This window comes from Paracidovorax wautersii, from assembly GCF_031453675.1.
Lineage (GTDB): Bacteria > Pseudomonadota > Gammaproteobacteria > Burkholderiales > Burkholderiaceae_C > Paracidovorax.
In genome coordinates, this window is record NZ_JAVIZX010000001.1 from 3,927,792 (window position 1) to 3,942,401 (window position 14,610).

Consider the following 14,610-nt stretch of genomic DNA (forward strand, 5'->3'; position numbering starts at 1 on the left):
GTCGCAGGCAGCGTGCCTTCCGCCACTGTCTCGCCCCGCCCTCCCTGCATCGCCGGCGCTTCGCCCGCCGCAAACACCAGCCCATGAAGTTCTCCACACGCGCCGAGCGCATCGAACCGTTCTATGTGATGGAGGTGGCCAAGGCCGCCCAGGCCCTGGCGCGCAACGTGGCCGGCACGCGCGACCCGATGATCTTCCTGAACATCGGCGAGCCCGACTTCACCGCGCCCCCGCTGGTACAGGAAGCCGCCGACCGCGCCGTGCGCGCCGGCGCCACGCAGTACACCAACGCCCTGGGCCTGGAGGCCCTGCGCGAGCGCATCAGCGGCTGGTACGCACAGCGCTTCGGCGTCGACGTGCCGGCGCGGCGCATCGTGGTCACGGCCGGGGCCTCGGCGGCGCTGCAGCTGGCCTGTCTGGCACTGATCGAGTCCGGCGACGAGATCCTCATGCCCGACCCGAGCTACCCCTGCAACCGCCACTTCGTGAGCGCTGCGGAAGGCCGGGCGGTGCTGATCCCGACCACCGCCGAGGAGCGCTTCCAGCTCAGCGCCACCAAGGTCGAGGCGGCATGGGGCGCCAGGACACGCGGGGTGCTGTTGGCGTCGCCCTCCAACCCCACGGGCACGTCCATCGCCCCCGAGGAACTGCGCCGCATCCACGGCGTGGTGCAGGCGCGCGGCGGCATCACGCTGGTTGACGAGATCTACCTGGGCCTGTCCTACGAAGACGCGTTCAGCCAGACCGCCCTGGCCATCGACGAGAACGTCATCAGCATCAACAGCTTCAGCAAGTACTTCAACATGACGGGCTGGCGCCTGGGCTGGATGGTGGTGCCCGAGGCCATGGTTCCCGTGGTGGAGCGTCTGGCGCAGAACCTGTTCATCTGCGCCTCGACCATCGCGCAGCACGCCGCGCTCGCCTGCTTCGAAGCCGAAAGCATCGCCGAGTTCGAACGCCGCCGCGCGGAGTTCAAGGCCCGCCGCGACTTCTTCATCCCTGCGCTGCAATCGCTCGGCCTGACCGTGCCGGTGATGCCCGACGGGGCGTTCTACGCCTGGGCCGACTGCACGCAGGCCGCGCAGCGGCTGGGCGTGGAAGGCAGCTGGGACTTCGCCTTCGCGCTCATGCAGCGCGCCCACCTGGCGATCACGCCCGGCCGCGACTTCGGCACGGCAGACACGCAGCGCTTCGTGCGGTTTTCCACGGCCAACTCCATGGAGCAGCTGCAGGAAGCCGTGGCGCGGCTGCGCACGCACATCGGCTGAAGGCGGGCACGGCAACACCATGGCATTCCACTGGCCGGTACGCATCTACTGGGAGGACACCGATGCCGGCGGCATCGTGTTCTACGCCAACTACCTCCGATTCTTCGAGCGCGCGCGCACCGAGTGGCTGCGCTCGCTGGGCGTGGGCCAGCAGTCCCTGCGGGAACTCACGGGCGGCATGTTTGTCGTAACCGACGCGCAGCTGCGCTACCACCGTCCGGCGCGCCTGGATGACACACTGATTGTTACCGCCGACCTACAGGAAGCCGGTCGGGCTTCCATGACAATACGCCAGCAAGCGCTCCTGAAACCAGAGCAAATGACTGAATCTAGCCCTGTGCTGCTGTGCGAAGGCACGATCCGCATCGGATGGGTGGATGCCTCCACCCTGCGTCCCGCGCGCATTCCGGGCACCCTTCTGGAAACTCTCTCAAGACCATGAATTCCCAAGACATGTCCATCGTCAGCTTGGTGCTGAACGCCAGCTGGGTCGTCCAGTTGGTCATGCTGCTGCTCATCGGTGTCTCGATAGCGAGCTGGGCCGCCATCTTCCGCAAGCTGTTCGCGCTCAAGCGCGTGCGCTCGCTCAACGAAGACTTCGAGCGCGACTTCTGGTCGGGCAACAGCCTCAATGACCTGTATGCCGGCGCCGTGCAGAACGCCAAGAACGCCGGCCCGATGGAACGCATCTTCGCCAGCGGCATGCGCGAATACCAGAAGCTGCGCGAGCGCCGCATCTCCGACCCCGGCACGCTGCTGGACGGCGCACGCCGCGCCATGCGCGCGAGCTTCCAGCGCGAGATGGACGTGGTCGAGTCCAGTCTGTCCTTCCTGGGTTCTGTCGCCTCCGTTTCGCCCTACGTGGGCCTGTTCGGCACGGTGTGGGGGATCATGCACGCCTTCACCGGTTTTGCCGGCATGGAACAGGTCACGCTGGCCACGGTGGCCCCCGGCATCGCCGAGGCGCTGGTGGCGACCGCCATCGGCCTGTTCGCCGCCATCCCGGCCGTGATCGCGTACAACCGCTTCGCCCGCGACATCGACCGCGTGGCCACGCACCAGGAGACCTTCATCGAAGAGTTCTCCAACATCCTCCAGCGCAATCTGGGCTCGCAGCCCGGCTCGCCCTCGGGCCATTGACGTAACGGAGAGCTGATATGCCTGCAATGGCCTCCCGTGGCGGCAGCCGCCGCCGTTCGATGAACGAAATCAACATGGTGCCGTTCATCGACGTGATGCTGGTGCTGCTGATCATCTTCATGGTGACTGCGCCCATGCTCACGCCCAGCAGCATCAACGTCCCTTCCGTGGGCAAGGGCGTCAAGGCGCCCAAGACCTTTGGGCAGGTGATCGTCCAGCGCGACGGCAGCCTGCAGCTCAAGACGGATGGCAACGAGCGCACCGTCACCCTGGACAGCCTGGGCGCCGCAGCGCGCTCCTGGCAGGCCACGCAGCCCGAGGGCACGCCCGTGCTCATCACGGCCGACAAGGCCGTGAGCTATGAATCCGTGGTGAAAGCCATGGACGCCCTGCAGAAGGCCGGCGTCCAGCGCGTCGGCCTGTCCGTCAAGTCGGGCAGCTGACCGCCCGGCGGCTGCCCCGTTTTTTGCTTCTTTCCCAACGCATGCACGCCACCAACGACCGCGACCAGCTTGCCCCGCCCCGCCCTCCCGGCCGCATGCGCGCCGTGGCCCTCGCGGTGCTCGTGCACGTGGCGCTCATCGGCGCGCTGACCTGGGGCGTCAACTGGAAGAGCAGCGCGGACCAACCGGCCGTGGAGGCCGAGCTGTGGTCCGCCGTGCCCCAGCAGGCCGCGCCGCGCGAGGTCGCCCCGCCGCCACCGCCCGAGCCCGAGCCGCCCAAGCCGGAACCCGCCCCGCCCCCACCGCCAGCGCCCCCTCCTCCGCCTCCGCCCCCCAAGGCCGAGCCGGACACGCGCGAGGCCGACATCGCCATCGAGCGCGAGAAAAAGCGCCTGGAACAGGAAAAGAAGGCGCGCGAAGAGCAAGCCGAGCGGGACAAGCGCGAACGTGAGCGCAAGGAAAAAGCCGAGCAGGAGAAGAAGGACCGCCTGCAGAAGGAAAAGGCCGAGCGCGAAAAAGCCGAGAAGGCGGCCAAGGACAAGGCCGAGCGGGACAAGGCCGAACGCGAGAAGGCCGAGCGCGAGAAAGCCGCCAAGGCCGAGCAGGACAAGAAGAAGCAGGCCGAAGACAAGCGCAAGGCGGACGCCGAGGCCAAGCGCATCGAGGCACAGCGGCAGGAGAACCTGCGCCGCATGGCCGGCCTGGCAGGAGCGACCGGCGGCGAAACCGCCACCGGCAATGCCCAGCGCAGCTCCGGCCCTTCCGGCAGCTACGGCGGCAAGGTCGCGGCCAAGGTGCGGCCGAACATCGTCTATCCCGAAGCGGTGTCGGGCAACCCGCGTGCCGAGGTCGAGGTGCGGGCCGCGCCGGACGGCACCATCGTCAATGTGCGCCTAACCAAGTCCAGCGGCAACACGGCCTGGGACGAGGCCGTGGTGCGCGCCCTGCACAAGACCGACACCTTGCCCAAGGATGTGGATGGGCGGGTTCCCTCCTCGCTGACCATCGGCTTCAGCCCGAAGGACTGACCGCGGGCCGCGGGCCGCCAGGCTCGGCAATACGCCCCATGAAAAGGGCCTCAAGGAAAATCCCCTTGAGGCCCTTGATTCATAGGCGCTTGCAGCTATCTTTTTGATAGCAAATAGCCACTTATCCAAGGTAAGCCGTGGCCTCCCCTATGGCCGCTCGCTCACACCTCGCGCCGTTCCACCAGACGGTTGATGCGCAGGGCCAGCAACGTGCAGGCGGCGCCCGACAGCAGATAGAGCGTGACGGCCACCAGGCCGAACTTGGCTGACAAACCCAGTGCCACCAGGGGCGCGAAGGCGGCCCCGAACAGCCACGCCAAGTCCGTCGACAGCGCCGCCCCCGTGTAGCGGTAGCCCGACGAGAAGTTGGATGTCACCGTGCCCGATGCCTGGCCATACGACAGCCCCAGGAGGATGAAGCCGACGATGATGAACACGTTGTTGCCCAGCGCGCCGCCGCTCAGCAGCCACGGGGTGAACAGGCTGAAGAGGCCGATCAGCACCGCCATGGTGCCCAGTGTGTTGCGCCGGCCGAACCGGTCCGCCAGTTTGCCGGAGGCCATGATCGCCGCCGCCGCGCAGAACGCGCCAAACACCTGCACGCCCAGCACATGGGTGATCGACTGCTCGGAGTACATGGAGATCCAGGACAGCGGAAACACCGTGACCACATGGAACAGGGCGAAGCTGGCCAGCGCGGCGAAAGCGCCGATGACCACGTTGCCACCCTCGTCACGCACCAGCCGGGCCACGCCGACCGGCTCCAGCTCCCGCTGCTCCATCAGGTCGGCGTACGACTCGCCCACCACCAGCCGCAGCCGGGCGAAGAGCGCCACCACATTGATGGCGAACGCCACGAAGAAGGGATAGCGCCAGCCCCATTCCATGAACTCGGCCACGCTCATGTTGCTGTACAGGTAGGCGAACAGGCTCGCCGCCAGGGCAAATCCCACGGGTGCGCCGAGCTGGCCCACCATCGCATACCAGCCGCGGCGCTCCTGGGGTGCCGACATGGCCAGCAGGGACGGCAATCCATCCCACGAACCGCCGAGGGCCAGCCCCTGTCCGATGCGCAGCAGGATCAGCAGCACGATGGCGGCCGGCCCGATGGACTGGTAGCCGGGCAGGAACGCCATGCCCGCGGTGCTGGCTCCCAGCAGGAACAGCGCGATCGTCAGCTTGGTGCCGCGCCCCCAGCGGCGTTGGATCGCCATGGAGATCGCCGTGCCCACCGGGCGGGCAATGAACGCAACGGCGAAGATCGCGAACGCCATCAGCGTGCCGTCCAGCCGCGACATGAAGGGAAACAGCAGAGACGGGAAGACCAGGATGCAGGCGATCCCGAAGACGAAGAAGTCGAAGTACTCGGACGATCGGCCGATGACCACACCCACTGCGATTTCGCTGGGAGTCACGTCCTCGTGCGTGCCGGAATGGGCCAGATATTCCGAATGATGGGATCCGGAGGGGGAAAGTGTCGCGGTAGCACCAAGTCCACTCATCGCTAGGCTCCTTGTAGTCACGCTGATGACCACGTTCTACACCCATGCCCTGGGGTCCACAATGCGACTTTTTCTCACAACGCTGCGGATTTACCCTAGTTACATCCTTGTCCTGGGGCAACCGGCGGCGGGATCGGCCGGGCCAACGCCCCCTCTTTGACCGTGGACAAAATGTCCAATCGACAAATCTGCTGCTGGTATTACATTTGGCCCCATTCAGTAACCCGCGCTTCTACCTAGCGCGATTTTGGTGCGTCCCTAGAATGCTCAAACTCAAGGATCTCCGTAGGCCCGCGTGGCTTGCCGCGGCCGTGATGGCAGCCAGCCTGACTGGCTGCCAGAAGGCTGTCGTACTCAACCCAGCAGGCGACGTCGCTGCGCAGCAGGGCCAGCTCGTCGTGACCGCGACGCTGCTGATGCTGATCATCATCGTTCCGGTGATCCTGCTGATCTGCCTGTTCGCCTGGAAATACCGCCAGTCCAACACCGAGGCCGAGTACGACCCCGACTGGCACCACTCCACCACGCTGGAACTGGTGATCTGGACGGTGCCGCTGATGATCATCATTGCGCTGGGCGCCCTGACCTGGATCAGCACCCACAAGCTGGATCCGTACCGCCCGCTGGACCGCCTGGACGCGAGCCGCCCCATCCCTTCGCATGTGAAGCCGCTGGAGGTGCAGGTGGTGGCCATGGACTGGAAGTGGCTGTTCTTCTACCCCGAGCAAGGCATCGCGACGGTGAACGAGCTGGCCGCACCGGTAGACCGCCCCATCCTCTTCAAGCTCACGTCCACATCCACGATGAATTCGTTCTACGTGCCTGACCTGGCCGGCATGATCTATGCCATGCCGGGCATGCAGACGGAACTGAACGCCGTGATCAACAAGCCTGGCGTGTTCCATGGCCTGGCATCGCACTACAGCGGCGCCGGCTTCTCGGGCATGACGTTCAAGTTCCATGGCCTGTCGGATGGCGAGTTCACCCAGTGGGTCGACAAGGCCAAGACCGAAGGCAAGCCGCTGGACGCCAAGACCTACCTCGCCCTGGCCAAGCCCAGCGAGCGCAACCCGGTCGAGCGCTTCTCCACCGTGGAAACCGGCCTGTACGACAAGGTGCTGAACCGCTGCGTCGAAGAAGGCAAGATGTGCATGCACCACATGATGGCGATCGATGCCAACGGAGGCGAAGCCTTCCTGAAGGCCTCCGGCATGAACCTGCCCCAGGACGTGTGCACGGCCAACAACGCGGCCCAGGTGGTTGCGTCGCTGGAAACGCCTGCCGCCCCCCGCTCCACCACCCCGCAATAACTCTGCTGGGCCCGGCACGGCGTGCCGGGTCTGCTTTCCAAGAGACTCGATATGTCTGAACATCCTTCTGCGTCTCACTGGGCCCTGGGTCGGCTCACGTGGGACTCCGTACCGATGGCGCATGAGCCCATCGTGCTGTGGACCTTCATTGCCGTGGTGCTGGGCGGTCTGGCCGTCTTCGCCGCGATCACCAAGTTCCGCCTGTGGGGGCCGCTGTGGCGTGACTGGATCTGCAGCATCGACCACAAGAAGATCGGGATCATGTACATGATCCTGGGCATCGTCATGCTGCTGCGCGGCTTTGCCGACGCCGTGATGATGCGCCTGCAACAGGCCATCGCCTTCGGCGACAACATGGGCTACCTGCCGCCGCACCACTACGACCAGATCTTCACCGCCCACGGCGTGATCATGATCTTCTTCGTGGCCATGCCGCTGGTGACGGGCCTGATGAACTACGTGGTGCCACTGCAGATCGGCGCGCGCGACGTGTCCTTCCCGTTCCTGAACAACTTCAGCTTCTGGATGACCACCGCCGGCGCCATCCTGGTGATGGTCTCGCTGTTCCTGGGCGAGTTCTCCACCTCTGGCTGGCTGGCGCTGTCCAACCTGGGGGCGCAGAACCCGGGGGTGGGGCTGGACTACTACCTGTGGTCGCTGCAGATCGCAGGGGTGGGCACCACGCTGTCGGGTATCAACCTGATCGTCACCATCATCAAGATGCGCGCGCCCGGCATGAACCTGATGAAGATGCCCGTCTTCACCTGGACGGCTCTGTGCACCAACGTGCTGATCGTGGCCACGTTCCCCATCCTGACGGCCGCCCTGCTGCTGATGTCGCTGGACCGCTACCTGGGCATGAACTTCTTCACGAACGACCTGGGCGGCAACGCCATGCTGTACGTGAACCTGATCTGGATCTGGGGCCACCCTGAGGTCTACATCCTGATCCTGCCGATCTTCGGCGTGTTCTCCGAAGTCGTCGCCACGTTCTGCAAGAAGCGCCTGTTCGGCTACACCTCCATGGTGTACGCGACGGTGTGTATCACCATCCTGTCGTACCTGGTGTGGCTGCACCACTTCTTCACGATGGGCTCCGGCGCGAGCGTGAACACCTTCTTCGGCATCACGACGATGATCATCTCGATCCCGACGGGCGCCAAGATCTTCAACTGGCTGTTCACCATGTACAAGGGCCGCATCCGCTTCGAGCTGCCCATGATGTGGACCGTGGCCTTCATGATCACCTTCGCCATCGGCGGCATGACCGGCGTGCTGCTGGCCGTGCCCCCGGCCGACTTCGTGCTGCACAACAGCCTGTTCCTGATCGCCCACTTCCACAACGTGATCATCGGCGGCGTGGTGTTCGGCCTGTTCGCTGCCATCAACTACTGGTTCCCCAAGGCCTTCGGCTTCAAGCTGGACCACACCTGGGGCGTGCGCTCCTTCTGGCTGTGGGTGATCGGCTTCTGGGTAGCGTTCACGCCGCTGTACGTGCTGGGCCTGATGGGTGTGACCCGTCGCGCCAACCACTTCGAAGATCCGTCCCTGCAGATCTGGTTCGTCATCGCCGCCGTCGGCGCGCTGATGATCGCCGGCGGCATCGCCTGCTTCCTGGTCCAGATCGCGGTGAGCGTGCTCAAGCGCGACCAGCTGCGCGACGTGACGGGCGACCCTTGGGACGGCCGCACGCTGGAGTGGGCGACCTCCTCGCCTCCGCCCCAGTACAACTTCGCGTTCACGCCCGTGGTGCATGAGATCGATGCCTGGTGGGACATGAAGAAGCACGGCTATGCACGTCCGCTGAAGGGCTTCCAGTCCATCCACATGCCGCTGAACACGGGCTCGGGCGCGGTCATCTCCGCCCTGTCGCTGGTGCTGGGCTTCGCCCTGATCTGGCACATGTGGCTGCTGGTCGGCGCATCGTTCGCGGCGATCGTGATCGCCTCGATCGTCCACACGTTCAACTACAAGCGCGACTACTACATCCCGGCTGAGGACGTGGTCGCCACCGAAGAAGCCCGCACACTCCAACTGGCCCGCCATGTCTGATATCCGCCTCCAAGCAGGCGCCGCCGGCGCCCTGACCTCGCGCGACTACCACCTCGCCGAGGAGCCCCATCCAGAGAACGGCACCTCGCTGGGCTTCTGGCTCTACCTGATGAGCGACTGTCTCATCTTCGCGGCACTGTTCGCCACCTACGGTGTGCTGGGCCGCAGCTATGCCGCCGGCCCGACCGGCGCCCAGCTGTTCGACCTGGGGCTGGTGGCCATCAACACGGCCTTCCTGCTGGCCTCGTCCATCACCTTCGGCTTCGCCATGCTGCGCAAGCAGAAGAACGATGTGCGCGGCACGCTGCTGTGGCTGGCCATCACCGGCCTGTTCGGCCTGTGCTTCCTGGCCCTGGAAATCTATGAGTTCCACCACCTGATCCACCAGGGCGCAGGCCCGCAGCGCAGCGCCTTCCTGTCCGCGTTCTTCACGCTGGTGGGCACCCACGGCCTGCACGTGACCTTCGGCCTGATCTGGCTGGTGGTGCTGATGCTGCAGATCGGCAAGCATGGCCTGATCCACGAGAACAAGCGCCGACTGATGTGCCTGTCCATGTTCTGGCACTTCTTGGACGTGGTCTGGATCGGCGTTTTCACCTTTGTGTACCTGATGGGAGTGCTTTGATGAGCGCACAACACACGCATGCACACGCCCATGACGGGCATGACGACCACCACGGTGACGTGGGCCCGCACAGCACGTTCTCGGGCTACATGATCGGCTTCGTGGCCTCCGTGGTCCTGACGGCCATCCCCTTCTGGCTGATCATGGCCAAGGTGATCACCGATCGCAACACCGGCGCCCTGGTGCTGGGCGCCTTCGCGGTGGTGCAGATCCTGGTGCACATGGTGTACTTCCTGCACATGGACGGCAAGGCCGAAGGCGGGTGGACGCTGCTGTCCACGCTGTTCACCGTGATCGTGGTGGCCATCGCCGTCGCCGGCACGCTGTGGGTCATGTTCCACATGAACGCCAACATGATGCCCGACCACGCGATGCCGGGCAGCCCGCCCGCCACGTCCGCTCCGGCGGCCACGACGCCTTGAACGCCTCTGCGGCACCCTCGAACGCCGGCCCCCTGGGCCGGCGTTCCCGTTTCACCCGGGTACTGCTGGCCCTGGTGGGGCTGGCCCTGTTCGCCGGCTTTCTGGCACTGGGCACCTGGCAGGTGCAGCGGCGCGCCTGGAAGCTGGACCTGATCGAGCGCGTCGACCAGCGCGTGCACGCCAGCCCGGTGCCCGCGCCCGGCCCTGCCCTCTGGCCACAGGTGGATGCCGCTGGCTACGAATACCTTCCCGTGACGGCGCAGGGCCGCTGGCTGCGGGACAAGACGGTGCTGACGCAGGCGGCCACCGAGCTGGGTGCCGGCTTCTGGGTGCTGACCCCGCTACAGCAGGCCGATGGCACGCAGATCCTCGTCAACCGCGGCTTCATCCTGCCTGACCAGCGCCAGCGCTGGCTGGAGAGCGCCGCTTCAGCCCCGGCGGTGGATGCGGCATCGGCCTCGGCGCCGGTGCAGGTGCAAGGCCTGCTGCGCATCACCGAGCCGCGCGGCGGCTTCCTGCGCACCAACGACCCCGCCGCCGGCCGCTGGCATTCGCGCGACGTGGCCGCCATCGCCGCCGCGCAGGGCCTGACGCACGCCGCGCCCTATTTCATCGACCTCGGCCTGCCCGACCTGCGGGCGGCGCAGCCCGCCTTGCAGGCGCCGCCGGCCAACGGCGAACCCCGCTCCGGCATGACCGTGATCCGGTTCGCCAACAGCCACGCGGTGTACGCGTTGACGTGGTATGGCCTCGCCCTGATGGTGGTGGGCGCCGCCTGGTATGTGGCACGATACGAGCTTCGTCTGCGTGCCGCGCCCCGTGCGCCCTCCGTCCATGAGTCCCAGCGCTGAACCCGGCCCGCCCGCGACCGTTTCCGCCCCTGCCGCCCCCCCTGCTCCGCGCGCACCGCGCTCCGCCAACACCGCTGCCGGCCTGAAGAACCTGCAGCAGCTGATCCAGCTGCGCTGGATCGCCGTGATCGGCCAGGTGTTCACCATCGAGGTGGCGCACTACAGCCTGGGCCTCGCCCTGCCCCTGCGCGAGATGCTCATGGTGGTCGGCTGCCTGGCCGTGTTCAACACCATCAGCCTGCTGCGCTGGCGCACCGGCCGCGGCGTGCGCAACGTCGAGCTGTTCCTGGCGCTGTTGATCGACGTGGCGGTGCTCACCGTGCAGCTGTACCTGAGCGGCGGCACGGGCAACCCGTTCGTGTTCCTGTACCTGCTGCAGATCGCCCTGGGCGCCGTGCTGCTGCGCGGCGGGTACATCTGGTCCATCGTGCTGATCACCACCGCGTGCTTTACGCTGCTGGCGCAGAACCATCTGCCGCTTCCGCCCGAGCCGGACCTGCACCGCGGCTTTCCCAGCCTGTACATGCAGGGCCTGCTGGTGTGCTTCGTGATCAATGCCATCCTGGTGGTGATCTTCATCACCCGCATCGGCCGCAACCTGCGCCAGCGCGATTCGCGCCTGGCAGCCGCGCGCCAGCGGGCGCTGGAAGAGGAGCACATCGTGCGGCTGGGGCTGCTGGCCTCCGGCGCCGCGCACGAGCTGGGCACGCCGCTGGCCACCCTGGCCGTGATCCTGGGCGACTGGCGGCACGACCGCACGCTGGCCGGCAACGCCGCGCTGCAGGAGGACATCGCCGAGATGCAGGCCCAGGTGCAGCGCTGCAAGCACATTGTGAGCGGCATCCTGCTGTCCGCCGGCGAGACGCGCGGCGAGGCCTCGGCCCAGACCACCGTGCGCACTTTCGTGGATTCGCTGGCCCGCGACTGGCAGGCCACGCGCTCGGTCACGCGCTTCGAGTACGACAACCGCTTCGGCGCCGACACGCCCATGGTGTCCGACACCACGCTGGAGCAAATGGTTTTCAATGTGTTGGACAATGCGCGGGACGCTTCCCCCGAATGGGTCTGCCTGCGCGTAGACCGCGAGGACGACGCCCTGCGCATCACCGTGACCGACGGCGGCCCGGGCTTTGCACCGGCCATCCTGGCGCAGCTCGGCAAGCCCTACCAGTCCAGCAAGGGCCGCCCCGGCGGCGGCCTGGGGCTGTTCCTGGCGATCAGCGTGGCACGCACGCTGGGCGGCAGCGTCAAGGCGCGGAACCTGGCGGAGGGTGGCGCCGAAGTCGTCATCCACCTGCCCCTGGCAGCCATCGCGCTGCCATCAACCGGACACTGAATTCATGGACGTCGAGGAAGAACGCCTGCTGCTCATCGTGGAGGACGACGAGGCCTTCGCGCGCACGCTGGCGCGGTCGTTCGAGCGGCGCGGCTACCGCGTGCTGCAGGCCGACAGCCTGGCCGAGGTCGAGGACATGCTCACCCAGCACAACCCCGGCTACGCGGTGGTCGATCTGAAGCTCAAGGGCGAAGCCTCGGGCCTGGCCTGCGTGCAGAAGCTGCACGCGCGCAACGAAGACATGCTCATCGTCGTGCTCACGGGTTTTGCCAGCATTGCCACGGCCGTCGAAGCGGTGAAGCTGGGCGCCTGCCACTACCTGGCCAAACCGTCCAACACCGACGATATCGAGGCCGCCTTCGGCTTCACCGAGGGCAACACCGAGGTGGAACTGACCAACCGCTCCAGCTCCATCAAGACCCTGGAATGGGAGCGCATCCACGAGGTGCTGGCCGAGACCGGCTTCAACATCTCCGAGACGGCGCGCCGCCTGGGCATGCACCGCCGCACGCTCACGCGCAAGCTGGACAAGCGCCAGGTGAACTGAGGCCTTGCAAAAAGCATAGCTGCTTGCGCTTGATACGCTTGGTTTTCAGCATTCCAGGGCATGCAATCGCAATGAACACCAGCGCAAGCAGCTCTTTATTTCATAGCAACACAGCCCTGCCGGCCCACACGAGATAGCCGCCCAGCGCCAGCAGGCTCGCCAGCATGCAGCGCCGGAAAGCCGGGGGCGACAGCCGCTGGCGCAGCCACTGCCCGGCGGCCATGCCCAGCAGCGCAGGCACCAGCATCCCCAGCGACGCGACCCACACCGCGGGCGGCAGACTCGCCTGCGCGATCAGGCCACCGGCCAGGGCCAGCGTGGACACGGTGAAGCTCAGCCCCATGGCCTGCACCAGTGCATCGCGCTGCAAGCCCAGGGACTGCAGGTACGGAACGGCCGGCACCACGAAGACCCCGGTCGCGGCCGTCACGGTCCCCGTCACTACGCCCACCAGCGGCCCCAGCCAGCGCTCGTGCCGCGGCGGCGTCACCCCCTGCGCCCCGGCCAGCGACCACAAGGCGTAGGCGATCAGCGCCACGCCCAGGGCCAGGCGGGCGCCCTCCCCCGCGGGCGCACCCAGCCACCATGCGCCGCCCCATGTCCCGGCGCACACGCCCAGCTGCAGGCCGGCCAGCCGGCGCCACAACGGCGGCACGCCCTGCCAGGGACGCATCTGCCACACATTGGTCAGCAGCGAGGGCACGACCAGCAGCGCCGCGGCCTGCGCCGGCGCCATCCACAGCGCCAGCAGCGCCATGGCCACCGTGGGCAGGCCCAATCCGACGACACCTTTCACCATGCCCGCCACGGCGAAGACACCCGCCGCCGCCAGCGTGCCCCAGGCGGCAGTGCCGGCCAGGTCAGCGAAAGCCATACGCCCGCCCCCCATCCTGCGTTGTCCTCGATACCCTGGCCTGCATAGCGTGGCTCCGTCCGTTGCGATGCCGTATTGCAACCGCGCCGCGCCGCCCAGGGAATGCGGAAGAAGCGCAGGCCGGCTCAGGCCCCGCCTGAGCCCCCCGGCGCCACCGCGCCCCCCGGCCACAGAACCGCCCGCCGGCGCGGCGCACGCCGCTCCGGCACCGTCGGCGGCACAATGGGCCGATGCGCTTCGACCTCACCGACCTGCGGCTGTTCCTCCACGTCCACGAGGCCGGCACCATCACCGCGGGCGCCGAGCGGTCGCACATGACGCTGGCGTCGGCCAGCGAGCGCATCCGTTCGATGGAGCAGCAGCTGGCCACCCCGTTGCTCACGCGCACGGCCCGCGGCGTACAGGCCACGGCCGCCGGCGCCACACTGGTGCACCATGCGCGGCTGGTACTGGCGCAGATGGAACAACTGCGCGGCGAGCTGGGCGAACATGGCGCAGGGCTGGCCGCCCGGGTGCGCTTGCGGTGCAACACCTCCGCGCTCAGCGAACACCTTCCCGACCGGCTGGCGGCCTTTCTGGCACGGCACCCGCAGACGGCACTGGACCTGGAAGAGCACGGCAGCTCCCAGGTGGCCGAGGCGGTGCGCGATGGCCTGTGCGACATCGGCATCGCCTCCGACGCAGCCGACCTGCGCCATCTGCAGGTGCGGCCGTTTGCGGACGATCCGCTCGCGCTGATCGTGCCTGCAGGCCACCCGCTCGCAGGCTGGCAGACGGTCGCGCTGCAGGACGCCGCGGCCTACGATTTCATCGGCCTGCCCGACGCCACGCCGCTGCAGGCGCACGTGGCGCAGCAGGCGCGCTGGCAAGGACAGCGCCTGCGCTACCGCGTGCGCCTGCGGCATTTCGACGCCATCTGCCGGCTGGTGGGCCTGGGGGCCGGCATCGCCATCGTGCCGCGGGCCACGGCGGCCCGGCTGGCGCGTTCCAGCGGCGTGCGACGGCTGCGGCTGGCGGACGGCTGGGCGCAGCGCCGGCTGGTGCTGTGCACGCGCGATGCGCCCGACAGCCTGCCCGCTCCGGCACGGGCGCTCTTCGAACACCTGGCGAGTCGGGCCTGAACGACGCCGGGCAGGCGCCCCCCCCGGCAGCGCCCCGCTGCATCTTGGCAGCACCCTCGGCGTCTCGTTCGGGCCGATGCTTGACGGCCAT

The 14,610-nt window shown here is 67.4% G+C and carries 15 protein-coding genes; 13 read left to right on the plus strand and 2 right to left on the minus strand.

The annotated features are described in order from the left end of the window. The first annotated feature begins 83 nt into the window (after positions 1-83). The 5 genes from QE399_RS17645 to tolA are packed head-to-tail and all read left to right on the plus strand — an operon-like array spanning position 84 to position 3,879. Complete coding sequence (locus QE399_RS17645; RefSeq protein WP_309830771.1) at positions 84-1,268, plus strand: pyridoxal phosphate-dependent aminotransferase; 1,185 nt, start codon at positions 84-86, stop codon at positions 1,266-1,268. 19 nt (positions 1,269-1,287) lie between these two features. Then, positions 1,288-1,710, plus strand: coding sequence for a tol-pal system-associated acyl-CoA thioesterase (gene ybgC, locus QE399_RS17650; protein WP_309830772.1), 423 nt, complete (start codon positions 1,288-1,290; stop codon positions 1,708-1,710). Next, positions 1,707-2,408 (plus strand): protein TolQ, encoded by a 702-nt coding sequence (gene tolQ, locus QE399_RS17655; protein WP_309830774.1) that lies wholly within the window; start codon positions 1,707-1,709, stop codon positions 2,406-2,408. Before ybgC ends, tolQ begins: the two co-directional genes overlap by 4 nt. A 17-nt stretch (positions 2,409-2,425) precedes the next feature. Beyond that, positions 2,426-2,851 carry an ExbD/TolR family protein gene (locus QE399_RS17660; RefSeq protein WP_309830776.1) on the plus strand — a complete coding sequence of 142 codons (426 nt, stop codon included), beginning with the start codon at positions 2,426-2,428 and terminating at the stop codon, positions 2,849-2,851. 41 nt (positions 2,852-2,892) lie between these two features. Further along, a complete protein-coding gene (gene tolA / locus QE399_RS17665; protein WP_309830777.1) occupies positions 2,893-3,879 on the plus strand; it encodes a cell envelope integrity protein TolA in 987 nt (328 codons plus the stop codon). A 161-nt stretch (positions 3,880-4,040) separates the two neighbouring features. Here the strand turns inward: tolA and QE399_RS17670 are convergent, their stop codons facing one another. Continuing rightward, the gene (locus tag QE399_RS17670; protein WP_309830779.1) at positions 4,041-5,381 is read right to left on the minus strand and encodes an MFS transporter; all 1,341 of its coding nucleotides are present in this window, start codon (positions 5,379-5,381) and stop codon (positions 4,041-4,043) included. Between the two features lie 263 nt (positions 5,382-5,644). Between QE399_RS17670 and cyoA the strand changes: the two genes are divergently transcribed. From cyoA to QE399_RS17705, 7 genes are read left to right on the plus strand one after another with little or no spacing between them, the layout of a single operon-like run. Then, entirely contained in the window at positions 5,645-6,691 is a 1,047-nt protein-coding gene (gene cyoA, locus QE399_RS17675) for a ubiquinol oxidase subunit II (RefSeq protein WP_309830780.1), read from the plus strand. Positions 6,692-6,742: 51 nt separating this feature from the next. Further along, positions 6,743-8,743: a cytochrome o ubiquinol oxidase subunit I gene (cyoB, locus tag QE399_RS17680; protein WP_309830782.1), complete on the plus strand. Its 2,001-nt coding sequence runs from the start codon at positions 6,743-6,745 to the stop codon at positions 8,741-8,743. Next, positions 8,736-9,368, plus strand: a complete 633-nt coding sequence (gene cyoC, locus QE399_RS17685) for a cytochrome o ubiquinol oxidase subunit III (protein WP_309830784.1) — start codon at positions 8,736-8,738, stop codon at positions 9,366-9,368. The genes cyoB and cyoC overlap by 8 nt, the downstream gene beginning before the upstream one ends. Next, a complete protein-coding gene (cyoD, locus tag QE399_RS17690) occupies positions 9,368-9,790 on the plus strand; it encodes a cytochrome o ubiquinol oxidase subunit IV (protein ID WP_309830785.1) in 423 nt (140 codons plus the stop codon). Before cyoC ends, cyoD begins: the two co-directional genes overlap by 1 nt. Then, positions 9,787-10,641: an SURF1 family protein gene (locus QE399_RS17695; protein ID WP_405043865.1), complete on the plus strand. Its 855-nt coding sequence runs from the start codon at positions 9,787-9,789 to the stop codon at positions 10,639-10,641. The genes cyoD and QE399_RS17695 overlap by 4 nt, the downstream gene beginning before the upstream one ends. Next, the gene (locus QE399_RS17700) at positions 10,625-11,977 is read left to right on the plus strand and encodes an ATP-binding protein (protein ID WP_309830787.1); all 1,353 of its coding nucleotides are present in this window, start codon (positions 10,625-10,627) and stop codon (positions 11,975-11,977) included. The genes QE399_RS17695 and QE399_RS17700 overlap by 17 nt, the downstream gene beginning before the upstream one ends. Positions 11,978-11,981: 4 nt before the next feature. Further along, positions 11,982-12,524 carry a response regulator transcription factor gene (locus QE399_RS17705; RefSeq protein WP_309830789.1) on the plus strand — a complete coding sequence of 181 codons (543 nt, stop codon included), beginning with the start codon at positions 11,982-11,984 and terminating at the stop codon, positions 12,522-12,524. A 100-nt stretch (positions 12,525-12,624) separates the two neighbouring features. Here QE399_RS17705 and QE399_RS17710 read toward each other — a convergent pair whose 3' ends face one another. Continuing rightward, positions 12,625-13,398, minus strand: coding sequence for a sulfite exporter TauE/SafE family protein (locus tag QE399_RS17710; protein WP_309830791.1), 774 nt, complete (start codon positions 13,396-13,398; stop codon positions 12,625-12,627). Between the two features lie 230 nt (positions 13,399-13,628). On the opposite strand from QE399_RS17710, the gene QE399_RS17715 reads away from it, so the two are divergent. Next, positions 13,629-14,519: a LysR substrate-binding domain-containing protein gene (locus QE399_RS17715; RefSeq protein ID WP_309830793.1), complete on the plus strand. Its 891-nt coding sequence runs from the start codon at positions 13,629-13,631 to the stop codon at positions 14,517-14,519. Positions 14,520-14,610 lie beyond the last annotated feature (91 nt).